Below are 22,605 nucleotides of genomic sequence, written 5' to 3'. Positions count from 1 at the left end.
CTTGGTGGTGCCGCTTACTCGGCGATATCGACGCCGTCGAAGCGGTGCGAGCCAAGCGGATCGACCTTGTAGTCGATCACCGACTTGGACATCGGCACGTAGGTGGTCGAGTGGGCGATGGTCGCCCAGGGCGCTTCCTTCTTGAAGACGACCTGCGCGTCTTCATAGAGCTTGGTGCGCTCGGCGATGTCCGACACCTTGGACGCCTTGACGACCAGGTTGTTGAACTCCTCGTTGCACCAGTTGGCGCGGTTCGACCCGCCGACGCCGGCACAACCGGCCAGCACGGCCAGGAAGTTGTCCGGATCGCCGTTGTCGCCCGTCCAGCCCATCAGCACGGCACCGTCGCGCTCCTTGTCCTGGCTGCGCTTCAGGTACTCGGCCCACTCGTAGGAGACGATCTCGACCTTGACGCCGACGTTGGCGAAGTCGGCCTGGATCATCTCGGCCATGCGGCGGGCATTCGGGTTGTAGGGACGCGACACCGGCATCGCCCACACCTTCATGGAGAGATCCTTGACGCCGGCCTCGGCGAGCAGCTTCTTGGCCGCTTCCGGATCGTACGGATCGTCCTGGACCTGGTCGTTGTAGGACCACATGGTCGGCGGAATCGGGTTCTTGGCTTCCTGGCCGGTGCCCTGGAAGACGGCGTCGATGATCGCCTTCTTGTTCATCGCCATGTTGAGCGCCTTGCGGACGCGCACGTCGTCGAACGGCTTCTGCAGGACGTTGTAGGCGAGGTAGCCGATGTTGAGGCCGGCCTGGCTCATCAGCTGGACGCTGTCGTCGGACTGCAAGGCCTGCACGTCGGCCGGGTTCGGATAGGGCATCAGCTGGCATTCGCCGGCCTTCAGCTTCTGAACGCGGACCGAGGCATCCGGGGTGATGGCGAAGACGAGGTCGTCGATCTTCTGCTTGCCGCCCCAGTAGTCGGCGAAGGCCTGATAGCGGATGACCGCGTCCTTCTCGTAGGCCACGAACTGGAACGGGCCGGTGCCGACGGGGAGCTGGTTGAGGTCGGACTGCTTGCCTTCGGCGGTGAGCTTGTCGGCGTATTCCTTCGAGAGGATCGACGCGAAGTCCATGGCGAGGTTGGCGAGCATCGGCGCGTTGGCGGCCGTAAGCGTCATCTTGACGGTGTAGTCGTCAACCTTCTCGAGCGACTTCACCAGGTTCGGCATGTCCATGCCGGTCCAGTATTCCCAGGCGCCGCCAGCGTAGGAGTACCAGGGATTGTTCTTGTCGTTCTGGCGCTCGAACGAGAAGATCACGTCGTCGGCGTTGAAGTCGCGGGTCGGCGTGAAGAATTCGGTGGTGTGGAACTTGACGCCCTTGCGAAGATGGAACGTGTAGACCGTGCCGTCTTCGGAGATGTCCCAGCTCTCGGCGAGGCCGGGGATGACGTTGGTGGTGCCCCGGTCGAACTCGGTCAGACGATTGTAGACCGGCTTCGAAGAGGCGTCGAAAGTGTTGCCGCCGGCGTAGGGCGCCGGGTCGAAGCCTTCCGGGCTGCTCTCGGAGCAGTAGACGAACGTCTTGGCGTGGGCGGCGCTGGCAAGGCCCGCCACGAGCATGGTGGCCGCCAGAAGGCGGGACATCGTTTTCATCAAGGTATACTCCCCTGTTGCCGATCAAGGTCGGCGAACCCCGTGCCTGGCCGGACGGTCTTCTTGTGACTTTTCCCCGTCGGCCGGCGAGCCTTTATCCGAACCGACAATTGACCGATTGGCAAGCGTTTTTTCCCGTTCGGTCAGAAATGCGGCATCCGGCCCGCCCCCCGGCGAAGACCATCCGCCGGTTTCAGAGGGACGGGCGGCAACCCGGACTCCGAATCGTTCCAGACGACGGCTCGTCAAACCCTTCCGGCAGCGATAGGATTGGAGGAATGCAGAGGAGGATGCGCATGGCGGACGGGGTCGAGGCCGAACTCAAGGTGGCCGTGGACGCGGCCGGCGCCTCGCGCCTGGCGCGCCTGTCCACTCTGCCGGGGCTGGGCGTCGCCGCCAAGGGCGACAAGCGGCTCGTCAGCACCTATTTCGACACGCCCGATCTCGCCCTGCGCGCCAAGGGCATCAGCCTTCGCCTGCGCCGGTCGGGCCGGAGCGGCGAACAGACGGTGAAGTTTTCCGGCAGTTTCTCGCTTGGCCTCGCCGAGCGGCCGGAGTTCAACGTGCCGCATGCCGGCCGCGTGCCCGATCTCACGCGCCTGCCCGACGAGGCGGCGGCCGAACTGGGAAAGCTGGTCGACGGCCGGCCGCTGGTGCCGCTGTTCTCCATGCGGGTGACGCGGCGGCGTTGGGAGATCGTGACTCCGGGCGGCGACCGCGTCGAGATGGCGCTCGACCGCGGCACGGCAACGGCGGGCAGCCGCCGCGCCGACATCCGCGAGGTCGAGTTCGAGCTTCTTTCGGGCGACAGGCGCGCCCTGTTCGAGGTGGCGCGGCCGGCGCTGGCCGGCGTTGCCTTCCACTTCTCGACCCAAGCCAAATCCGATCTCGGCTATGCGCTGCTCGAAGGCGAGATCGGCGCCGCCGAGCCGACGACGGCGATCGATGCCAAGCTTGACGACGACATGTCGGTCGAGATGGCCTTGCAACTGGTGCTGAGATCCTGCGCTGCCCAGATCTCCGCCAATGTCGCGGCGCTCCGGGTGGGGGACGATCCCGAAGGGGCCCATCAGCTGCGGGTGGGGCTGCGGCGCCTTCGCACGGCCCTGAAGATTTTCGCGCCGGTCATCGCACCGGGGGCGGCCGAGCCGCTGGCCGCCGAGGCGCAGCGCCTGGCGACCGACGTGGCGGCGACGCGCGACATGGACGTGCTGATCGACGAACTGGTGGCGCCGCTCGACGGCGGCGACGACATGGCCGCGCTGATCGCCCTCCTCGAGAAGCGGCGCAAGGCGGCGCGCGCCCATCTTGCCAGCGTTCTGGCCGACCGGGCCACGGGCAACTTCCTGATCGATCTGCTGGCCTTCACCGAGGCGCGCGGCTGGCTGTCGATGGACGATGTCGGACAGAGCGTCGACCTCGCCGCGCCGGTCACTCCGTTTGCCGAGCGGCTGGTCGCCCGCCTTCGGCGCAAGGTGGAGAAGCTCGGCCGCGATCCGGAAGCTCTTTCTCCAGATGAACGGCATGAACTCAGGAAGAGATTCAAACGCCTACGCTATGCCTATGATTTCTTTGATCCTTTGATGCCGAAGTCGGTGCGGCGCAAGATGCTGCCCCGCGTCAAGGCGGCGCAGAACGTGCTGGGTGTGCTCAACGACATTCACATGGCGCATCTCCTGCTCGACGATCTCCATGCCGTGGGGCCGAAGGCCGGCGCGGTGGAGCGGGCGATCGGCTATTGCCTCGGCTGGCACAGCGCGCGGGCCAAGGCGATCTGGGAGCGCCGCTCCGACGATCTGTCGCTGGACTGATATCCGCGAAGGCGGATTTATGCGGTTTACATATCAGTAAAAATACGTGACTGTCGGCGTGGGCTTGGGGCGTTTTGCACCCGGGGGAGCTGAGGCCAGCTTTTGACGCTCGTCCTAATCAAGAGATTCAAATACTGAATCCAAAAGCTCCACCGAAACACCAGATCGTAAGTGGTTCGTTTTGCTATGATATTCGCTTCGTAAGTCATGTCGGGCGAATGGCGTCGAACGGACCGCAAGGAGCCATCGACATGAGCGAACGCATCGTCATCACCCAGGACATGATCCGTCTCTACGACGAATACACCCACCTGACGTTGGATCGCCGCGGCTTCATGGAGAAGCTGGCAAAGCTCGCCGGGTCGGGCGCTGCGGCGGCGGCCATCGTGCCGCTGATCGAGGCCCGGCAGGCCCAGGCGGCCATCGTCGAAGCGACCGACAATCGGCTCGATGCCTCGACGGTCGAATTCCCCGGCGACGGCGGCACGATGAAGGGCTACCTCGTCCGGCCCGCGTTGCCGGCCGGACCGCTGCTGGCGGTGATGGTCATCCACGAGAACCGTGGGCTCAACGGTCATATCGAGGACGTCGCCCGCCGCCTTGCCCTGGAAGGCTTCATGGTCCTCGCGCCGGACTTCCTGTCGCCGGTCGGCGGCACGCCCGCCGACGAGGACAAGGCGCGCGAGATGATCGGCGCGCTCGACAGAGTGAAGGCCGTGGGCAACGCGGTGGCGGCCGCCACCTTCCTGCGCGGCCATGTGGGCAGCAACGGCAAGGCCGGCAGCGCCGGCTTCTGCTGGGGTGGCGGACTGTCGCTGCAGACGGCGGTGGCCGATCCCGAACTCGGCGCGGCGGTGTCCTATTACGGCGCGCAGCCGGTGGCCGAGACGGTGGCCGCCATCAAGGCGCCGCTGCTCCTGCACTATGCCGGCCTCGACGATCGCATCAATGCCGGCATCCCGGTGTTCGAGGCGGCGTTGAAAGCGGCGGGAAAGACCTACGAGCTCCACATGTACCCGGGCGTCAATCACGCCTTCAACAACGACACGTCGGCGGCGCGCTACGACAAGGCGGCGGCCGATCTCGCCTGGCAGCGGACCGTCGATTTCCTGAGATCCCATCTCGCCTGAGGTTGGCGCAGACAAGCTGACGTCCAAAAATATGACAAATCGGGACTTGGTCCCGCAGCAAATCGCTATATAAGCGGCTGAGCAAGGAGCTCTCTTTCCCATGTCGCCGACTGCCGCGGGCGTTCTTTTCAAGCTCGCCTCGACCATCGCCTTCGCCATCATGCTGACGTTGATCAAGCTGGTGTCCGGCCGCGTGCCTCCTGGGGAAATCCTGTTTTTCCGCTCTTTCTTCGGCATCGTCCCGGTCATCGTCTATCTGTCGGTGCTCGGCGTCTTCCCCGCTTCGCTTGCCACGGTACGCCCGCTCGGCCATGTGCGCCGGTCGCTGGTCGGAACGGCCTCGATGTTCTGCTGGTTCACGGCGGTCTCCTATCTGCCGCTGCCGGACGCCACGGCCATCAGCTATTCCGGGCCGCTGTTCGGCGTCTGCTTCGCCGCTCTTCTGCTGCACGAGCGTGTCCGGGCGTTCCGCTGGGCCGCCGTCGGCATCGGCTTTGTCGGCGTGCTGATCGTGCTGTCGGAGCAGATGGGCGGCTTGAGTTCGGGTCTGCATGGCGACCGTGCCGTCGGCGCCGCTTGTGCGCTGGCCTCGGCCATGCTCGGCGCGGTCGCCGCCGTGACGGTGCGCGAGTTGACGGCGACCGAAACCACCGGCGCCATCGTGTTCTACTTCCTGGCCTGCGGTTCGGTGTTTTCCTTCGTGACGGCACCTTTCGGCTGGGTGCTGCCGAGCCTTGGCGACGCCGGCATGCTGATCATCGCCGGTCTGTTCGGCGGCGTCGGGCAGGTGTTGATGACCCAGTCCTACCGCCTCGCCGAGGCCTCGGTGATCGCGCCGTTCGACTACATCAACATGATCTGGATCGTTATCATCTCCTACATCGTGTTCAGCGACGTGCCGACGGCGGCCGTGCTCGCCGGCTCGCTGGTGGTGATCGCATCGGGCGTGTTCGTCGTCTGGCGGGAACGACGCCTTGGCATCCTCGAAGCCAAGGCCAAGGCGAGAAGCGCCGACACGCCTAACTAATTCTCTGCCTCAGTCGCCGGCGGGCCTCCGGCCCTTGGCTTCCGCTCCGCTTTCCGTCTTTCGAGGCTTCGCCACGAAAGCCCCGCTCCGCGCGGCGCCGCTTGGCGCCGGAAGCCGCCTTCTGGCGACTTCGAGTTTCGGCCTCAGTCGCCCGGCTTTTGCGTCGCTCGGGAGCTTCGGTTCTCGGGTGAGGGCGGCTGGATGGCGTTGACAGCGTTCCGGGTGCGGGCCAAAGAGGTTATGCAGGATTCCCGGGCATAACGTCCTGCGCGAGAGATATTCGATGAGCGAAATTGCGAGCGGCAAGCGCGAGGTGATCGACGTTGCGGTCGTCGGCGCCGGTCCCATGGGCCTTGTCACGGCGCTGATGTGCGCCCGTGCCGGTCTCAAGGTTGCGATCTACGAACGGCAGAGCGACTTCGCGGCCTCGCCGGCCTGGAACGGTACCGGCGTTCTCGCCCCCGACTGCGAGGCGGATGCCGCCGACGCCACCATCGTCGATCTGGGCCGCCGTTCGATCGAGCTGTGGCCGACGCTGGCCCCGGGGCTGATCTCCAACGGCGCCCTGGTGCTCGGCAACCGCCGCCTGCCGTCGGCGCTCGACGACTATTCCACCTTCGTCCTCAACTACGACTGGGTTGACGAGGAGCGGATCGCCAGCCTCGAACCGTCGCTTGCCGGCATCTACAACCGAGGGCTGTTTTTCCCGCAAGCCGCGCATGCCGATCCCCGTACTCTGTTCAATGGCCTCAAGGACGTGCTTGAGGCCGGCGGCGTCCGGATCCGTTTCGACTGGGTCGGAACGATCGACGGGCTGCATGCGGAGCGCGTCGTTGACACGCGCGGCCTCGGCGCGCGCGACCGGTTTCCCGAACTCAGGGCCGTCACGGCGGAAATGGCCATCGTGCGCAGCCACAAGATCGAGCTCAACCGGCCGATCCGGCTTCTGCACAATCGCTACTCCCTCTATGTGACGCCGCGTGGCCAGGGGATCTACGTGATCGGCGCCACGACGGTCGATGACGACCGCAGCGGCGTGTCGGTGCGCTCGGCCGGCGAACTGATGATGCATGCGGTGTCGCTGCTGCCGGCCTTTGCCGACGCCGAGGTGCTGGAGCTGCGCTCCGGGCTGATGCCGGTGCTGATGAACGGCGTGCCGAAGGTGCTGGTGGGCGACCGGGTGATCGCCGTCAATGGTCTGTTCCGGTATGGCTGGATGGTGGCGCCGGCCATTGCCGAGGACCTGCTGCGCGTGATCTACACGCAGGCGACCAAGGTCATCCACGCCAGTCGGCCGACCCGCCACTGATTTCCGTTTCTCGTCCCTGATGGATTGCCCATGCTCGACCGCTTCTACCTCATCATCGATCGTGCCGCTTGGCTGCCCCGCCTGCTGCCGCTGGGTCTGAAGCTGGTGCAGATCCGCACCAAGACGTCCGATATCGAGACGCGGCGGAGGGAGATCGCCGAGGCGATCGCCCTTTGCAAGGCGACCGGCGCCATGTGCGTGGTGAACGACCACTGGCGGGAGGCCATCGAATTCGGCGCGGAGTGGCTGCACCTCGGCCAGGAGGATCTCGACACGGCCGATCTCCGGGCCATCCGGGCCGCCGGCATCCGCTTCGGCGTGTCCACCGCCAACCGGGCGGAGCTCGACAGGGCACTGGCGGTCGATCCCGATCACGTGGCCCTCGGGCCGATCTGGTCGACCGTCTCAAAGGACGATGCGGCCCCGGCAAGCGGCCCCGAGCTGCTCACCGAGTGGAAGCGCCTTGCCAACCGGCCGCTGGTGGCGATCGGCGGCATCTCGCTCGACCGGGCGCCCATCTGCTGGCAGGCCGGCGCCGACAGCGTGGCGGTGATCTCCGACGTTCTATCGGCGACGAGCCCCGAGGCTCGGATGACTGAATGGCTCGATGTGGCCAAGGCTTGGGAGGCGCGGGCATGACGGCGATCGCGGTCACCATCGCAGGGTCGGATTCAAGCGGAGGCGCCGGTATCCAGGCCGACCTCAAGACCTTCTCGGCGCTCGGCGTCTATGGCGCGTCGGTGATCACGGCACTGACGGCGCAGAACACGCGCGGCGTCACGGGAATCCATGAGGCGCCGGCCGACTTCGTTCGCGCCGAGATCGACGCCGTGTTCTCCGACCTGGCCGTCGGCGCGGTGAAGATCGGCATGCTGGCCAGTCCCGAGCTGATCCGCACCGTCGCAGCCGGCCTTCGCGATTACGGCCAGAGCCGCGTCGTGCTCGACCCGGTGATGGTGGCGACGTCCGGCGACAGCCTGCTCAAGGGCGAGGCGGTGGCGACGCTGCGCAAGGAGCTGTTCCCGCTGGCCAGCCTCGTCACGCCCAATCTGCCGGAAGCCGGCAAGCTCTTGGCGCGGACGGTGGGCGAGACGACCGACGACATGCTGGAGGCGGGGCGCGAACTGCTCTCGCTCGGCCCCAAGGCAGTGCTGATCAAGGGCGGTCACGGCACCGGTGCCGAGAGCACTGACCTCTATCTCGACGGTGACGGCGAGCGCTGGCTGACGGCGCCGCGCCACGCCACGCGCAACACCCATGGCACCGGCTGCACGCTGTCCTCGGCCATCGCCGCCGGCCTTGCCAAGGGGCTCGACATGTCCGCTGCCGTCGCCGAGGGCAAGGCCTATGTCACGGCGGCCATCGTCGCCGCCGACCGGCTGGAGATCGGGCACGGCCACGGCCCGGTCCATCACTTCCACGCCTGGTGGTGAGCTAGCTTTTGTCGAGCCGGCGGCTCACCGTCGCGTCGATCCAGCGGGCGACGGCGCGGACCGCCGGCGCCTTGCCGCGTTCCGGATGAGCGAGGCGATAGACGTCGCGAAAGGCGGCGCCGCGGGTGCCGGCGACTTCGGCAAAACGCGGGTCGGCATCGCCCATCAGCACCGGCAGCATGACGTCCGCGCCGGTCGAGGCCGCCGCCTCGGCCAATACGTCGAGGCTGTTCGAGCGCGCCATGACGCGGGCGTCCGGACGCAGCGCCTTCAGGGCGGTCATCTCCGGCATGTCCGCGTAATCCTGGCCATAGGCGACAATGCAGCCGGACCGCGCGCCCGCCTTCGGTCGGTAAAGCGCGAAGGCGAGGCGGCCCAGACGCCGGATGGTGGCGTTGTCCACCGGCCCTCGGCCGAGCCGCACGGCGAGATCGGCCTCCCGCTCCTCGAAGCTGACGCTTCGGTCCTCGATGTTCAGGTCGACCTCTATGCCGGGATGAGCGGCGGCGAGATCGCCGAGCGACGGGGCCAGGATCAGGCCGTGAACGAGCCCGAGGCTTGAAACGCGCACGCTGCCCGCCGCCTCTTCGCGCGAGCGGCGCAGCCGGTTGCCTGCCTCCTCGGCGACCGCCGCCATGGTGGACAGTTGCGGCAGGATGTCCCTGAGCAACGGTGTTGGTCTGAGGCGGCGGTCGACACGGTCGAACAGCGCCGCCCCGAGCCGCGCCTCGATCCGGGCGAGGCGGCGGGCGGTGGTGGTCTGGTCGACGCCGAGCTGCCGGGCCGCAGCGCTCAGCGTTCCGCCGGCGACAAGCTCGTTCACCAGCTCCAACTCTTCCCAACTCAAGCCTGCGTCCATGCAGATTGATCCCTGATTATTGCCGATTTCCTGCGTTGATGCAGAGCCTATTGTCGCTGCGTGGTCAAGATGGAAAGGACGCAACATGCCATGCACACTCAATGACCTCTTCGGTCGCACCGTCATCCCCGCCCGCCTCGGCGTGGCGCCTCTGGTGCTGGTCGATTGCCAGAACGACTATCTCACCGGCCCCCTGGCGCTGGCCGGCGTGGAGGCGGCGGTGGAGGCCGCCGGCCGGTTGCTCGACGCCGCCCGGGCGCGCGGTTCGAAAGTCATCCACGTGGTTCAGCGCGGGGCGGCCGGCGGGCTGTTCGATCTCGACGGCCCCGGCGGCGCGGTGATCGACCGGCTGGCGCCCCGTGAGGGTGAAGCCGTGGTGGTCAAGACGCTGCCGAACGGCTTTGCCGATACGCCGCTGCTGGCAGAGCTTGGGGAGCATGGCGGCGAGATAATCGTTGCCGGTTTCATGACGCACAACTGCGTTTCCTCGACCGTCCGCGCCGCCCTCGACCTCGGCATCCTGCCGACCGTGGCGGCCGATGCCACCGCCACGCGCGACCTGCCATATTCGGGCGGCGTCGTGACGGCCGCCGATCTTCAGCGGGCGGAACTGGCCGGGCTCGCCGATCGGCACGCCGTCGTCGTCATCGTGGCCGAACTCCTTGGAGAATAGCTTGTCGGTTCAAGCGACTTGTCACGGCAATGCTACCGAATTCGCAATCAAACCTAGACGAAGGTACTAGCCTTGCTCCGCGCCTCTCCGTAATATCCCGAGCCAATTGGCGGAACAAAACGGGCAACGGCCCGGCATTGGGAGTGCGTGAACATGGTCGCGGAGCTGGATCCTATCTTCAAGCGTCTGGAAGCCAAGAAGGCCGAGCTGGCCGATCGCCCGATGCGAAAGCTGTTCGCCGAGGACGCCGGCCGTTTCGACCGCTTCAGCGTGCATCTCGATGACCTGTTGCTCGATTTCTCGAAGAACCGTCTCGATGCGGATGCCTTCGGTCTGCTGATCGAGCTGGCCAAGGCCGCCGGTGTGGCCGAGCGCCGCGATGCCATGTTCTCCGGCGCCATCATCAACACCACCGAGAAGCGCGCCGTGCTGCATACGGCGCTGCGCAACCGGTCCAACACGCCGGTCATCGTCGACGGCAAGGACGTCATGCCCGACGTCAACGAGGTGCTCGGCCGCATCCGCGACTTCGCCGAGGGCATCCGCTCCGGCAAGATCGCGTCTTCGACCGGCGCCAAGTTCACCGACGTCGTCAACATCGGCATCGGCGGCTCCGATCTCGGCCCGGCCATGGCGACGCTGGCGCTGACGCCTTATCGCGGCAATGGCCCGCGCCTGCACTATGTGTCCAACGTCGACGGCGCCCATATCGCCGATACCTTGGCCGAACTCGATCCCAAGACGACGCTGTTCGTCGTGGCGTCCAAGACCTTCACCACTTCCGAGACCATGACCAACGCCGGCACGGCTCGCGAGTGGATCAAGACGAACCTCGGCGAAGCGGCGGTGGGCGCGCACTTCTGCGCGGTGTCCACGGCGCTCGACAAGGTGGCCGCCTTCGGCATGGACGTGAAGCGCGCCTTCGGCTTCTGGGACTGGGTCGGCGGCCGTTACTCGGTGTGGTCGGCCATCGGTCTGCCGGTGGCGATCTCCGTCGGTTTCGACAATTTCGTCGCCTTCCTCTCCGGCGCCCACGAGGTGGACAACCACTTCCGCACCGCGCCGCTCGAGAAGAACATCCCGGTGATCCTCGGCCTTCTCGGCGTCTGGTACCGCAACGTCTGGGGCTTCTCGACCCACGCCGTGCTGCCCTACGACCAGCGTCTTTCGCGCTTTGCCGCCTACCTGCAGCAGCTCGACATGGAGAGCAACGGCAAGGGCGTGCGCACCGACGGCACGCCGGTGCCGCGCGCATCCGGGCCGATCGTCTGGGGCGAGCCCGGCACCAACGGCCAGCACGCCTTCTACCAGTTGATCCACCAGGGCACCGACGTCATCCCGGCCGACTTCCTGGCCGCCGCCGTGCCGCACGAGCAGGTGGGCGACCACCATCCCAAGCTCCTGTCCAACGTGCTGGCTCAGACCGAGGCGCTGATGCTCGGCAAGACGGCGGACGAAGCCGCCGCCGAGCTCCGGAAGGCCGGCAAGTCGGAGGCCGACGTCGCCGCTCTCGCCCCGCACAAGGCGTTCCCCGGCAATCGCCCGACCAACACCATCCTCTACCGCACCCTCGACCCGAGGACGCTTGGCCGCCTGATCGCCATCTACGAGCACAAGGTGTTCGTGCAGGGCACCATCTGGGGCGTCAACTCCTACGACCAGTGGGGCGTCGAGCTCGGCAAGGAGCTCGCCAACCGCCTTCTGCCGATCCTCAAGAACGAGGCGGAACCGGCGGCGAGCCAGGATGCCTCGACCAAGGGACTGGTTGCGGCCATCAAGGCGCTGCGGAAGGATTGAGTCTTCCGATGAAGCCGGTGGCGGGTGCGCCGCCGGCTTTTCCTCATGCCGTTGTTGCCTTGGGGCATCCCGGCGCGGGTTTTCAGGTATTGCGCAAAGTCGGCCGGTGCCAACGCCGGCCGATTGTGTATATTTGGACAAGGGGAAAGCTGGCCCGCACGGCGCTGTCCGATGCTCAGGCCGAACCGCCGTGCAGCCGATGACAGCCGGCGGCGTCACGGGGTCGCCGATCTGGAGGAATGGATGTACGAGTTTCAGGAGTTCGAAAATGGCGCTGCGCTTGCCGATGCCTTGACTGTCGAGGTCGCCGGTGCGCTCGCCCATACCATCCGCCTGCATGGCAAGGCGGCGCTGGCGTTGTCGGGGGGCAAGACGCCGGTGCGCTTCCTCGAGGCGATGTCGCGCTATCGCATGCCCTGGAACGACGTCGTCGTGACTCTGGTCGACGAACGCTGGGTGCCGGAGAGCCACGAGCGCTCGAACGCCGGCCTTGCCCGCCGCCACCTCCTGAAGGGGCCGCTCAGCAACATCGAGTTCGTGCCGCTCTACCGGCCGGTGCCGACGCCCGAGGAAGCGGTGGCCGAGGTCGGCAAGGTCATCGCCGATCTGCCGCTTCCCTTCGCCGCCGTCGTGCTCGGCATGGGCGAGGACGGCCACACCGCCTCCTTCTATCCGGGCGGTGACAATCTGGCCGTGGCCAACTCGCCCGATTGCAAGGCGCAGGTGATGGCGATCAACGCCAAGGCGGCGGGCGAGCCGCGCATCACGCTGACGCTGCCGCTGCTGCTGGGCGCCGACGAGATCCTGCTGCACATCGAAGGCGCCGAAAAGCGCGCCGCCTTCGAAAAGGCCGTGGCCGGCGACGACGTGCTGGAGATGCCGGTGCGCAGCCTTCTCAAGTCGGAGAAGCTGGTCAAGGTTCTCTGGTGCCCTTGATCAGGAGCGAACGATTTCAGGATTGGGCGGCCCGGTTTCGACCGGGCCGTTTTGCATTTGTGGGGTGCCGAGTGGTTCGATGTGACACAATTGGCGGCCTTGTCATAAAACTGAGAAGCTGTCGGGACAAAAGGAGGTATCGGGATTGGCGAATTGCCGTCGATTCCCGCACCGGAGAAGATGCGACGCGCATCTTTGTTTGCCATGACGGACGCCAATACTACTCGAAGCCTGAGATCGCTGTTCCTGTCCGACATTCATCTCGGCACGCGAGACTGCCAGGCCGATCTTCTGTTGGACTTCATGCGCGTTCACGAGGCGGAGACGATCTATCTCGTGGGCGACATCGTCGACGGCTGGCGGATGCGCCGGTCCTGGTTCTGGACGCAGAGCCATAACGACGTGGTCCAGAAGCTGTTGCGCAAGGCTCGCAAGGGCGCGCGGGTCGTCTACATTCCCGGCAATCACGACGAGTTCCTGCGCGACTATCTCGGCACTCACTTCGGCGGCGTCGAGGTGATGGATCGCTGTCTGCACGAGGCGGCCGACGGTCGCCGGTTCCTGGTGATCCACGGCGACCAGTTCGACGTGGTGGTGCGGCATGCCCGCTGGCTGGCCTACCTCGGCGACTGGGCCTATGAGACGGCGCTGTGGATCAATACGTGGCTCAACAGGGCCAGGCGGTTCCTCGGGCTGCCCTACTGGTCGCTGTCGGCCTGGGCCAAGCTCCGTGTGAAGAACGCCGTCAATTTCATCGGCGCCTTCGAGGATGCCCTGGCCTATGAGGCGCGGCGCGTCGGGGCCGACGGGGTCATCTGCGGCCACATCCACCACGCCAGCATGCGCGACATGAACGGCATCGCCTACGTCAATACCGGCGACTGGGTGGAAAGCTGCACGGCGATCGCCGAGAACCACGACGGCAGTCTGGAGATCATCCGTTGGACGCGCCTCGAGCACGAACGGCAGCAGCCCTTGATGCTGCCGCGCGCCGAGGCCGCCGAATGACGCGCATCACCGTCGTCACCGATGCCTGGCATCCTCAGGTCAACGGCGTCGTCCGCTCGATCGAGCGCACCAACGCCGAGCTGATCGCCATGGGGGCCGAAGTCACCATGGTGACGCCGGATCTGTTCCGGACGCTGCCGCTACCGAGCTATCCGGAAATCCGCGTCGCCATCTCGACCTATAGGCGGGTGGCCCGCGAGATCGAGCGTGGCCAGCCGGCCTACGTCCACATCGCCACCGAAGGGCCGCTTGGCCTCAAGGCGCGCAAATGGTGCCGCCGCCACGGCATGCCCTACACGACGAGCTATCACACGCGGTTTCCGGAGTATGTGTCGGCACGGCTGCCGGTGCCCGAGTCCTGGCTTTATGCCCTCGTTCGCCGGTTCCATAACGGCGGTGCCGGCTGCATGGTGGCCACCGACACGCTGGCGGCCGAACTGTCGGCGCGCGGCTTCCGCAACCTGATGCGTTGGGGGCGCGGCATCGACGCCGAGCTGTTCCGGCCGCGACCGGATGAGGCGGGGGTGTTCGACCATCTGCCACGGCCGATCTTCATCAACGTCGGGCGTATCGCCGTCGAGAAGAATCTTGAGGCGTTCCTGGCGCTCGATCTGCCGGGCTCCAAGGTGGTGGTGGGCGATGGGCCGCAGCGGGCGAGCCTCGCGAGGCGCTACCCGAACGTCCACTTCGCCGGCGTCAAGATCGGCGAGGATCTCGCCAGCGCCTATGCCTCGGCCGACGTCTTCGTGTTTCCCTCGCGGACGGATACCTTCGGCAACGTGCTGCTGGAGGCGCTGGCCTCGGGCCTGCCGGTCGCCGCCTATCCGGTGATGGGGCCGCTCGACATTCTCGGCGACAGCGACGCCGGCATTCTCGACGAGGATCTGCGGGCGGCCTGTCTCGGCGCCCTCGCCATCGATCGAACGGCGGCACGCCAGTTGGCGCTGTCTTTCAGCTGGCGGCGGGCGGCGCTGCAATTCCTCGACAACATCCGGCTTGCCAACGGCGAGACGCTGGATGCGCCCCTTGAGCCGGCGATCGCCTGAGGCGGCTTCGCGCTGTCAGACGGTCATGTCGACATGGGCTCCCATGCCGGCCGGTGGCGGAGCGGACGCCGTTTGGGTCGCTTTGCTCAGAAGCTCGGCGGCCGCCTGGTCGGATTTGAGCGCCATCTTCATGGCGGCCATGCCGATATTGTTCGTGGTGTTGGTCTGCACCATGGTCGCGACGGCTGCCGAAACATCCATTTTCGATACTCGCGCCTGCTAGAATGCTCTCAGGAGAACAGCGCCTGCCGTTCGGCCTTGGTCATGCGGGCGAACGGATCGTCGACATCCTTGCCCTGACGCACGGTGTCGGAGACTTCCTTCAGCGCCTCTATGGCCGTGTCCACTGCCTCCGACGCGATGGCCAGCGCCTCGTCCGTCGGTTCGTTTCCTGCTTCCGGCTCCTCGACCTCGGTTTCGATCGGGTCGAAATCCATGCCGTCGGCGAGGGCGGCGGCGTCTTCGGGCAGAGCCTCTTCGGTCTCGATGCTGTCGAAGTCGATGCTGTCGGCCAGGGCGGCGGCATCTTCCGGCAGGTCCTCGTCGGCTTCGATGGTGTCGAAGTCGATGCTGTCGGCGAGGGCGGCCGCATCTTCGGGCGAGTCTTCGTCGGTGTCGATGGCGTCGAAGTCGATGCTGTCGGCAAGCGCAGCCGCCGTCTCCGGATCGCCGTCGGTCGGGATGGCGTCGAAGTCGATCTGACCGTCTGCACCGACCATCGAGGGCGCCGGAGCATGCTGCAGTCCGGCCATGGCTTCGATGCGGTCGAAGTCCATCTCGTCGATGGCATGATTGGCCACCGTGTCGAGGGCGGCCTGATCGGCCGCGGCATCCTCGACCATCAGGTTGTCGACCAGGTTTTGCTCGATGCCTTCGCCAGCCAGGGCAGGGCCGTTCAGCAGGTGGGCGTCGGGGCGGTGATCATGCGCGTTGACGGCGACGCGCCGCTCGGACGACGAGCTGTGCACTTCCTCTTCGTCCATGCCCCAGATCTCGATCATCGCGTTGATGCGGTTTTCGAGATAGCGCAGGACCTGCACGACCTTCTGCGTCCGCTGGCCAGTCAGGTCCTGGAACGAGCAGGCCATGTAGATGTTGGTGGTCAGGTTCTCGACCTCGTCGCAGAGCGCGTTGTCGACGCCGGCTTCGCGCATCGTCCAGGCGAGTTCCTGAATCTTCTCGGCCGAACCGAGAATCTCGGAGGTGGCGCCTTCGGTCTGCTCGACGATGGCGTCGAGCTCGTTGGAGGCGCGGTCGAAGCGGCTCAGGGGCGAGCGGCCGTCGCTCTTGATCTGGGCGATCTCAAGCTTGGTGCGCTCGATGGCATCCTTCATCTCGCCGATGTCGAGGCGAATGCGATCGGCGTCGGGGCGACGCTCGCGCTTCAGCAGGCTCTCAAGGCGACCGATGGCACCCATCACCATATCGGTATCGGCCGATCGATGACGCCGGGAGTATTCGAAGAGGAACCAGCGTCCCTTCTCGGTCTCCATGACGGCGGCTTCGATGGCCTCGTAATCGGATTCGCGCAACGGCGAGAGGGCTTGCGAATTTTCCATATTTTCGCCGCAGACCCCTTTGTAGACTAAACGGACCAAGCTACAGGTAAAGTGCCGGCCGAGGACAGGCAAGCGATTCAATTCGGCGAGCCGCCATCATCGCCGCGAATCCTTCACAACGAGTTTATGCCGAGTTGCTCCGTTGACAAGAATGATCGGGCGATTTGCCCCCGCCTATTTGATGAGCGCCTTCTACGCCATCGCTTTTTTCGTCAATGGAGTGATGACGCCATTCTTTCCGGTCCTGCTGCAGGTCAAGGGGCTGAGCGGCGAACAGATCGCCTTCGTGCTGGCGACGCCGCAGGTGATGCGCATGTTCACCATGCCGGTGGTGAGCGGCCTGTCGGACCGCGCCGGCGACCGGCGCCACGTGATGGCCGGCGTCATTGGCCTGACGCTCGGCTTCGCCCTGTTGTTCGGCCTTGCCAAGGGCGATGTCGCGGTGATGGCGGTCGGTGCCGTCCTTCTGGTGTTGTCCTACTGCGTCGGGCCGCTGGCCGATGCCTTCGCCATGATCATGGATCGCCACGGCCTCGGCGAGTATGGCAAGATGCGGCTCTGGGGCTCGGTGTCCTTCATCCTGGGCAACGTCGTGGGCGGCTATGCCATGGACCATTCCGGGTCGATGGCGGTCTACGTCCTGGTGCTGTTCGGCTTCACCGTGGCCATGCTGTCGACGGTTGCCATTCCTCCGCCTCCGCCGGCCACCACCCAAGCCTCGGCGGCGGCGCTGACCGTGCTGCGCAAGCCGGCCTTCCTCGCCGTGCTGCTCGGGCACGCCGTCAACCAGGCGGGGCATGCGGCGCTCTACAGCTTCGGCACCATCCTCTGGCGCGCCAACGGCTTTTCCGACCTCACCATCGGCATATTCTGGGCGATCGGCGTCATTGCCGAGATCATTCTGTTCGCGGTGGCCGGCCGGTTGTTCCGCGTCGTCTCGCCGCTGAAACTGATGGCCGGCGGCGCGGTGATCGGCTGCCTCCGCTGGCTGCTGTTCTCGCTGGACCTGCCGCTGTTGCCGACGCTGGCGCTGCAGGTGATGCACGCCGGCTCCTTCGCACTCGCCCATATCGGGCTGATGCGCTTCCTGCGCGAGGTGGTGCCGACCGAGCGCGCCGCCTCGGCGCAGGGCACCTTCGTCATCTTCAACGGTCTTGCCATGGCGCTCGGCACGGCACTGGCCGGGCGGCTGGTGCCGACGCTCGGCTCGGACACCTATGTGGTGATGTCGATTTTCCCGATCCTCGGCCTGATCATCCTGACCGCGGCCGGCGGCGGCGCCCGTCGCCTGCCGGCCCACGACGCGACGACGACCGTCAGCGTCGCGGCAGGGGAGCCCGCCGCCCGCTGAGGCTCAGCCCCAGAGGTCTGGGTAGGGCGGATGGACGATGGACCCGGAGAACATCAGGCCGGGCAGGCGATCGCGGGCGAGCAGAAGCGGGCCATCGATGTCGGCATACTGGGCGCGCTGGGCGGCGACGAAGGCCGGCGCCATGGCGAGCGAGCTCGATACCATGCAGCCGACCATGACGATCAACCCTTCCTCCTCGGCGGAGGCGATCATGTCCAGCGCCTCGGTGAGGCCGCCGGTCTTGTCGAGCTTGACGTTGACGGCGTCGTAGCGGCCGACCAGCCGCTTGATGTCGGCGGTGGTGTGGGCGCTCTCGTCGGCACAGACCGGCACCGGCCGCTTGGCCTCGTCGAGATAGTCGTCGGCGCCGGCCGGCAGCGGCTGCTCGATCATGGCGACGCCGAGTTCGATGCAGGCTTCCATCATTTCGGGGAAGATTTCCGGCGTCCAGCCCTCGTTGGCATCGACGATGATGCGGCTGCGGGGGGCGGCCCGGCGAATGGCGACGAGGCGCTCGCGGCCGCCATCGCCGCCGAGCTTCACCTTCAGCGTCGGCCGATCGTTGGCCGATTTGGCGGCGGCGGCCATGGCCTCGACGCTGTCGAGCGAAATGGTGAAGGCCGTGTTGACCGGTTCGAGCGGCGGCAGGCCCAGGAGGTGAGCGACGCCGCGGTGGGTTGCCTTGGCCTCAAGATCGATCAGCGCACAGTCGAGGGCATTGCGCGCCGCGCCGGGCGCCATGGTCTCGCGCAGGGCGAAGCGGTCGCCCCCCTTCTCGATGAAGTCGCGGACGCTCTCGATTTGCGACATGACGCTTTCGACGGTTTCGCCGTAGTGCGCATAGGGAACGCCTTCGCCTCGTCCCGACACGGCGCCATCGCTGATGGTGGCCTCCACGACGACCGCCTCCGTCTTGGAGCCGCGGGAGATGGTGAAGGTGCCGGCGATGGGAAACCTCTCGACGGCTATGCTGAGCTTACGCAAGGCGACCTCACATTGATTTCCGGGCGGGTCGGACGGCTTCGACGGATGCCGCCGGTACAACGCCGGAAAGCGTCCCACCATGGGGACCGAACAACTGTCCGTTTCGCTCAACTTTGTCCATCAGTTGCTCCACGGACGCTCGGCCTCGTCGGCCGATTACGCCCCAGAGTAAAGATATCAAGGCGAAATGGGAATCCTTAAAGGGGGAGCGCTAGGTCGAAACCCTTATCTTTGGTCTAGCCGGCCGACGTTGTGCTCCGGCAACGAAGCGTAGCGCGTTCGAGGCTGGCGTCGGCGGTCGCCGCTGATGTATCGTGCATTCCTGTATTCGTCGTGGTTACCGAGTCACTGGATCGGCGGGATGCTCGGGCGCAGCGCTTCAGGCGCGGCGGGAGTGCTCAAGGAGTGATGGCGTGCGGTCGGCAGATGGGGCGCGGGACGACGTGACGGTGCTTGGCATCGCTGGCGACTGGACGGTGGAAACCGTCGGCAAGCTGCTGCCTTCCATCGCCGACAAGGTGGCGCCCGGCCGGCATCTGGTGTTCGACGGCAGCGATCTCGGTCGGTTCGACACCGCCGGCGCCTGGGTGCTCGTCGGCCTGATGCGCCAGCAGGAAGAGGCCGGCGGCTCGTCCGAGTTCAAGGACTTTTCCAGGTCGGCGGCGGCGCTGATCGCCGAGATCGACCCGCTCGGCCGCGAGCAGTTGCCGCCGCCGCCGCGCGCCAACCCGATCACCTGGACGCTGGAGGAAGTCGGCCGCGGCGCGGCGGGGATCGTCGACGACGCCTATCTGCTTCTCGCCACGCTGGGCGAGACGTCGGTCGCCTTCCTCGATGTGCTGCTCTTCAGGCGGCGCATGCGCTGGGCGGCCCTGTTCAACAACATCAGCCGCGCCTCGATCCAGGCGGTGCCGATCATCGCGCTGATGAGCTTTCTGATCGGCATGATCATCGCGCAGCAAGGTGGCTTCTACCTGTCCACCTACGGCGCCGATCTCCTTGTGGTCGATCTCGTCGGCGTGCTCACCTGCCGCGAGATCGGCGTCCTCCTGACCGCCATCATGATCGCCGGCCGCTCGGGCGCGGCCTACACCGCCGAGATCGGCTCGATGAAGATGCGCGAGGAGGTCGATGCGCTGAAGGTGCTTGGCCTGTCGCCGGTGGAAGTGCTGGTGCTGCCCCGTCTCCTGGCGCTGGTCATCGCGCTGCCGATTCTGACCCTGGTTTCCGACCTCGCGTCGCTGGCCGGCGCCTGGGTGGTCGGCCTGTTCTACATCGGCATCCCCACCGATGTGTTTCTCGAGCGCCTCAAGGCTGCTCTGACGGTGACCCACGTGCTGATCGGTCTCACCAAGGCGCCGTTCATGGCCGGCATCATCGGCCTGATCGCCGCCGTCGAGGGCATGAAGGTAAAGGGCTCGGCCGAGTCGCTTGGCGAGCACACCACGGCGGCGGTGGTGAAAGCCATCTTCATGGTGGTGGTCACCGACGGCGTTTTCGCCATGATCTTCGCGATGATCGGAATCTGACGAATGAACGGCGTGGCGGAGCGACAGGATGGAGAGCGGGAGGCGGTGATCAGCGCCCGAGGTCTCGTGGTTGGTTTCTCCGGCGAACCGGTGCTCGACGGCCTCGATATCGATGTCTGGCGCGGCGAGGTCCTGGGTGTCGTCGGCGGTTCGGGCACCGGCAAGTCGGTGCTGCTCAGAACGATCATCGGCCTCAACCGGCGCTCGGCCGGCACCATCGAGGTATTCGGCAAGGATTTCGACGGCATGTCAGGCCAGGCGCGGCAGGATATCGGCCGGCGCTGGGGTGTGCTGTTCCAGCAGGGCGCCTTGTTTTCCTCGCTCACCGTGTTGCAGAACGTGGCGGTGCCGCTTCGCGAGCACATGCGGCTGCCCGACACGCTGGCCGACGAGCTGGCGCGGCTGAAGATCGAGTTGGCAGGTCTGCCGGCCGATGCCTGCGCCAAGTACCCGGCGGAACTGTCGGGCGGCATGATCAAGCGCGCCGCCTTGGCGCGGGCGCTGGCGCTCGACCCCGACATCGTCTTCCTCGACGAGCCGACGGCCGGACTCGATCCGATCGGCGCGGCCGAGTTCGACCAGTTGATCCTCAAACTGCGTGACACACTCGGCCTGACGGTGTTCATGGTCACGCACGACCTCGACAGTCTCGTCACCATCACCGACCGTATCGCCGTCCTGGGCAACCGTCGCGTTCTCGTCGACGGGACATTCGCCGAGCTGAAATCCTTCGACCACCCATGGGTGCGCGCCTACTTCAACGGTCCGCGCGCCGAGCACTTTACCTTCGGATAGGAAACGCCATGGAATCTCGGGCCAACTATGCGGTGATCGGCGGCTTCGTCCTGGTCATGCTGACGCTCGCCCTCGCGTTCCTCGGCTGGCTCAGCAATGCCGGCGAGAGCCAGCGGCAAGCCGAGATCCGCGTGGTGTTTTCCGGGGCGGTGACGGGGCTCTCGACCGGGTCGGGGGTGCTGTTCAACGGCATCAAGATCGGTGAGGTGAGGGAGCTCAGGCTCGACGAGAAGGACCCACGCACCGTCATCGCCATCATCCGCGTGAACCGCGAGGTGCCGCTCAAGACCGATACCCGCGCCATGCTGTCCTACCAGGGGCTGACCGGCGCGGCGACGCTTCAGCTGGAGGGCGGCTCGCGCAACGCGCCAGGGGTGTTCGATGTGGCGCCCGACGGCATGCCGACCATGCTGGGCGAGATTTCGCCGTTCCAGGACATTCTCGAAAGTGCCCGCAACGTGCTGACGCGCGCCGACAGCGCCATGGCGGCGATCGACGATTTCGTGACCGAGAACGGCCCCGCCTTCAATCGTACCGTCAACAACGTCGAGAAGTTCTCGGCGGCGCTCGCCGACAATTCCGACAACATTTCCAAGGCGATGGGGTCGATCTCGTCGGCGGCCGACTCCATCGGCGACATCTCGCGCGACCTCAAGGGCGCGGCGGCGCAGGTGACGCGTATCCTCAACGCCGTCGACCCCACCCGGGTGACGGAGATTACCGAACGGCTTACCGATTCGTCCGAACGGCTGACCGCCGTTCTGGAGCGCGCCAAGGTCATCGCCGACGGCATCGATCCGGCGGCCGTCAACAGCGTGGTCAACAACATCGCCGACGCCGCAAAGACGCTCGACGAGACGGTGGCCCAGGCCAAGGCCATCCTGACGGCGGTCGATCCGCAGGAGGTCGACCGTCTGGTGGCAAGCATCACCGCCACGTCCGACGAGTTGCGCGCCACCGCCGCGCGGGCCGACGAACTGCTGGCGGCGGTCGATACCGAGAAGGTGCGCTCGGTGGTGTCGGCGGTCGACACGGCGTCGCAGAACATCGCGGCGGCGTCCGGCTCGCTCGGCATGGTGGTCGACGACGCGCGCCAGACGCTGGGCGCGGCACGAGGCGTCGTCGAGGCGGTCGATCCGGCGAAGGTGCGCTCGACGGTGACCGACGTCAGCGACTTCGCCGCCATGCTCAAGGGCTACAAGCCGCAGCTCGATGCCATCATGGCCGATGTCAACCGCGCGTCGGCCAGCCTTGCCAATCTCGGCAATACCATCGATGCCCGCACGCCCGACGTCGATCGCATCGTCCGTGATACACGCACGCTTGCCGAGCAACTGAACGGCATCGCCGCGCGCGCCGACGGCGTTCTCCAGAAGGTGGACGGCTACGTCACCGGCGACGGGCAAGGGCTGGTCGCCGAGGCGACGGCGGCGGCGAAGTCGATCCGCGAAATTGCCGACAAGCTGAATGAGCAGGTGGGGCCGATCACCGCCAATGTGTCGAGGTTCTCCAGCCGAGGGCTCGACAGCGTGGTGGCGCTGGCCGATCAGGGACGACAGGCGCTGGCGAGGCTTGACCGGGTGCTGCAAGGCGTCGAAAAGAATCCGCAGCAGTTCATCTTCGGCGGGCCGGGCGTGCCCCAGTACGCACCGCGCCGGTAGAAAAGGATCTTGGTTCGCAACGGCTTTCGCTCTTGCGCGTTGTTTCTCACGCTTATGGCTTCTCCGAAAAGGCCGTAGCGTATCGGGCAG

Annotated in this window: 19 protein-coding genes and 1 pseudogene; 15 read left to right on the top strand and 5 right to left on the bottom strand. The window is 66.3% G+C overall.

The annotated features are described in order from the left end of the window. Positions 1-14: 14 nt before the first annotated feature. Entirely contained in the window at positions 15-1,607 is a 1,593-nt protein-coding gene (locus QQZ18_RS04865) for an ABC transporter substrate-binding protein (RefSeq protein WP_284538439.1), read from the bottom strand. Positions 1,608-1,903: 296 nt separating this feature from the next. On the opposite strand from QQZ18_RS04865, the gene QQZ18_RS04860 reads away from it, so the two are divergent. The 6 genes from QQZ18_RS04860 (at position 1,904) to thiD (ending at position 8,317) form a co-directional block, all read left to right on the top strand. Beyond that, positions 1,904-3,418: a CYTH and CHAD domain-containing protein gene (locus tag QQZ18_RS04860; protein WP_284538437.1), complete on the top strand. Its 1,515-nt coding sequence runs from the start codon at positions 1,904-1,906 to the stop codon at positions 3,416-3,418. Positions 3,419-3,669: 251 nt separating this feature from the next. Continuing rightward, on the top strand, positions 3,670-4,548 hold the full coding sequence (locus tag QQZ18_RS04855) for a dienelactone hydrolase family protein (protein ID WP_284538435.1): 879 nt from the start codon (positions 3,670-3,672) through the stop codon (positions 4,546-4,548). Positions 4,549-4,648: 100 nt separating this feature from the next. Beyond that, positions 4,649-5,575 carry a DMT family transporter gene (locus QQZ18_RS04850; RefSeq protein WP_284538434.1) on the top strand — a complete coding sequence of 309 codons (927 nt, stop codon included), beginning with the start codon at positions 4,649-4,651 and terminating at the stop codon, positions 5,573-5,575. Between the two features lie 283 nt (positions 5,576-5,858). Beyond that, positions 5,859-6,884, top strand: a complete 1,026-nt coding sequence (locus tag QQZ18_RS04845) for an FAD-dependent oxidoreductase (protein WP_284538431.1) — start codon at positions 5,859-5,861, stop codon at positions 6,882-6,884. A gap of 30 nt (positions 6,885-6,914) precedes the next feature. Beyond that, positions 6,915-7,523 (top strand): thiamine phosphate synthase, encoded by a 609-nt coding sequence (locus tag QQZ18_RS04840; RefSeq protein WP_284538429.1) that lies wholly within the window; start codon positions 6,915-6,917, stop codon positions 7,521-7,523. After that, on the top strand, positions 7,520-8,317 hold the full coding sequence (gene thiD / locus QQZ18_RS04835) for a bifunctional hydroxymethylpyrimidine kinase/phosphomethylpyrimidine kinase (protein WP_284538427.1): 798 nt from the start codon (positions 7,520-7,522) through the stop codon (positions 8,315-8,317). The genes QQZ18_RS04840 and thiD overlap by 4 nt, the downstream gene beginning before the upstream one ends. Position 8,318: 1 nt before the next feature. On the opposite strand, the gene QQZ18_RS04830 is transcribed toward thiD, so the two are convergent. Further along, positions 8,319-9,176 carry a LysR family transcriptional regulator gene (locus tag QQZ18_RS04830; protein ID WP_284538424.1) on the bottom strand — a complete coding sequence of 286 codons (858 nt, stop codon included), beginning with the start codon at positions 9,174-9,176 and terminating at the stop codon, positions 8,319-8,321. A gap of 85 nt (positions 9,177-9,261) precedes the next feature. On the opposite strand from QQZ18_RS04830, the gene QQZ18_RS04825 reads away from it, so the two are divergent. The 5 genes and pseudogenes from QQZ18_RS04825 to QQZ18_RS04805 all read left to right on the top strand — a co-directional run. Beyond that, positions 9,262-9,849, top strand: a complete 588-nt coding sequence (locus QQZ18_RS04825) for a cysteine hydrolase family protein (protein WP_284538422.1) — start codon at positions 9,262-9,264, stop codon at positions 9,847-9,849. A gap of 153 nt (positions 9,850-10,002) precedes the next feature. Further along, positions 10,003-11,646 carry a glucose-6-phosphate isomerase gene (gene pgi, locus QQZ18_RS04820; RefSeq protein ID WP_284538420.1) on the top strand — a complete coding sequence of 548 codons (1,644 nt, stop codon included), beginning with the start codon at positions 10,003-10,005 and terminating at the stop codon, positions 11,644-11,646. 243 nt (positions 11,647-11,889) lie between these two features. Next, positions 11,890-12,582 (top strand): 6-phosphogluconolactonase, encoded by a 693-nt coding sequence (gene pgl / locus QQZ18_RS04815; protein ID WP_284538418.1) that lies wholly within the window; start codon positions 11,890-11,892, stop codon positions 12,580-12,582. 180 nt (positions 12,583-12,762) lie between these two features. After that, entirely contained in the window at positions 12,763-13,590 is an 828-nt protein-coding gene (locus QQZ18_RS04810; RefSeq protein WP_446728597.1) for a UDP-2,3-diacylglucosamine diphosphatase, read from the top strand. Continuing rightward, a pseudogene (locus QQZ18_RS04805) lies at positions 13,587-14,597 on the top strand (glycosyltransferase family 4 protein); the annotation flags it as partial. The gene QQZ18_RS04810 and the pseudogene QQZ18_RS04805, both read left to right, overlap by 4 nt. A gap of 54 nt (positions 14,598-14,651) precedes the next feature. On the opposite strand, the gene QQZ18_RS04800 reads toward QQZ18_RS04805, so the two are convergent. After that, complete coding sequence (locus QQZ18_RS04800) at positions 14,652-14,837, bottom strand: putative motility protein (protein ID WP_284538414.1); 186 nt, start codon at positions 14,835-14,837, stop codon at positions 14,652-14,654. 29 nt (positions 14,838-14,866) lie between these two features. After that, entirely contained in the window at positions 14,867-16,195 is a 1,329-nt protein-coding gene (locus QQZ18_RS04795) for a protein phosphatase CheZ (RefSeq protein ID WP_284538412.1), read from the bottom strand. A 151-nt stretch (positions 16,196-16,346) separates the two neighbouring features. Between QQZ18_RS04795 and QQZ18_RS04790 the strand changes: the two genes are divergently transcribed. After that, entirely contained in the window at positions 16,347-17,546 is a 1,200-nt protein-coding gene (locus QQZ18_RS04790) for an MFS transporter (protein ID WP_284538854.1), read from the top strand. Between the two features lie 3 nt (positions 17,547-17,549). Here QQZ18_RS04790 and dgcA read toward each other — a convergent pair whose 3' ends face one another. After that, a complete protein-coding gene (gene dgcA, locus QQZ18_RS04785; RefSeq protein WP_284538410.1) occupies positions 17,550-18,530 on the bottom strand; it encodes an N-acetyl-D-Glu racemase DgcA in 981 nt (326 codons plus the stop codon). 413 nt (positions 18,531-18,943) lie between these two features. Between dgcA and QQZ18_RS04780 the strand changes: the two genes are divergently transcribed. The 3 genes from QQZ18_RS04780 to QQZ18_RS04770 are packed head-to-tail and all read left to right on the top strand — an operon-like array spanning position 18,944 to position 22,515. Further along, a complete protein-coding gene (locus tag QQZ18_RS04780) occupies positions 18,944-20,059 on the top strand; it encodes an ABC transporter permease (protein WP_284538408.1) in 1,116 nt (371 codons plus the stop codon). 3 nt (positions 20,060-20,062) lie between these two features. Next, positions 20,063-20,854, top strand: coding sequence for an ABC transporter ATP-binding protein (locus QQZ18_RS04775; protein WP_284538406.1), 792 nt, complete (start codon positions 20,063-20,065; stop codon positions 20,852-20,854). 8 nt (positions 20,855-20,862) lie between these two features. Next, complete coding sequence (locus QQZ18_RS04770; protein ID WP_284538404.1) at positions 20,863-22,515, top strand: MlaD family protein; 1,653 nt, start codon at positions 20,863-20,865, stop codon at positions 22,513-22,515. Positions 22,516-22,605 lie beyond the last annotated feature (90 nt).

Origin of the sequence: Pleomorphomonas sp. T1.2MG-36 (assembly GCF_950100655.1) — a bacterium.
Classification (GTDB): Bacteria; Pseudomonadota; Alphaproteobacteria; order Rhizobiales; family Pleomorphomonadaceae; genus Pleomorphomonas.
This window is presented reverse-complemented; position numbering and strand designations above follow the sequence as displayed.

Excerpts from the sequence above, each read along its gene's own strand:
- QQZ18_RS04830 (WP_284538424.1), bottom strand. The coding sequence starts at position 9,176 with ATGGACGCAGGCTTGAGTTGGGAAGAGTTGGAGCTGGTGAACGAGCTT.
- QQZ18_RS04775 (WP_284538406.1), top strand. The coding sequence starts at position 20,063 with ATGAACGGCGTGGCGGAGCGACAGGATGGAGAGCGGGAGGCGGTGATC.
- QQZ18_RS04790 (WP_284538854.1), top strand. The coding sequence starts at position 16,347 with ATGATCGGGCGATTTGCCCCCGCCTATTTGATGAGCGCCTTCTACGCC.
- QQZ18_RS04860 (WP_284538437.1), top strand. The coding sequence starts at position 1,904 with ATGGCGGACGGGGTCGAGGCCGAACTCAAGGTGGCCGTGGACGCGGCC.
- pgi (WP_284538420.1), top strand. The coding sequence starts at position 10,003 with ATGGTCGCGGAGCTGGATCCTATCTTCAAGCGTCTGGAAGCCAAGAAG.
- QQZ18_RS04865 (WP_284538439.1), bottom strand. The coding sequence starts at position 1,607 with ATGAAAACGATGTCCCGCCTTCTGGCGGCCACCATGCTCGTGGCGGGC.
- QQZ18_RS04840 (WP_284538429.1), top strand. The coding sequence starts at position 6,915 with ATGCTCGACCGCTTCTACCTCATCATCGATCGTGCCGCTTGGCTGCCC.
- QQZ18_RS04855 (WP_284538435.1), top strand. The coding sequence starts at position 3,670 with ATGAGCGAACGCATCGTCATCACCCAGGACATGATCCGTCTCTACGAC.
- QQZ18_RS04845 (WP_284538431.1), top strand. The coding sequence starts at position 5,859 with ATGAGCGAAATTGCGAGCGGCAAGCGCGAGGTGATCGACGTTGCGGTC.
- pgl (WP_284538418.1), top strand. The coding sequence starts at position 11,890 with ATGTACGAGTTTCAGGAGTTCGAAAATGGCGCTGCGCTTGCCGATGCC.
- QQZ18_RS04850 (WP_284538434.1), top strand. The coding sequence starts at position 4,649 with ATGTCGCCGACTGCCGCGGGCGTTCTTTTCAAGCTCGCCTCGACCATC.
- QQZ18_RS04825 (WP_284538422.1), top strand. The coding sequence starts at position 9,262 with ATGCCATGCACACTCAATGACCTCTTCGGTCGCACCGTCATCCCCGCC.
- QQZ18_RS04770 (WP_284538404.1), top strand. The coding sequence starts at position 20,863 with ATGGAATCTCGGGCCAACTATGCGGTGATCGGCGGCTTCGTCCTGGTC.
- QQZ18_RS04810 (WP_446728597.1), top strand. The coding sequence starts at position 12,763 with ATGCGACGCGCATCTTTGTTTGCCATGACGGACGCCAATACTACTCGA.
- QQZ18_RS04800 (WP_284538414.1), bottom strand. The coding sequence starts at position 14,837 with ATGGATGTTTCGGCAGCCGTCGCGACCATGGTGCAGACCAACACCACG.
- QQZ18_RS04795 (WP_284538412.1), bottom strand. The coding sequence starts at position 16,195 with ATGGAAAATTCGCAAGCCCTCTCGCCGTTGCGCGAATCCGATTACGAG.
- thiD (WP_284538427.1), top strand. The coding sequence starts at position 7,520 with ATGACGGCGATCGCGGTCACCATCGCAGGGTCGGATTCAAGCGGAGGC.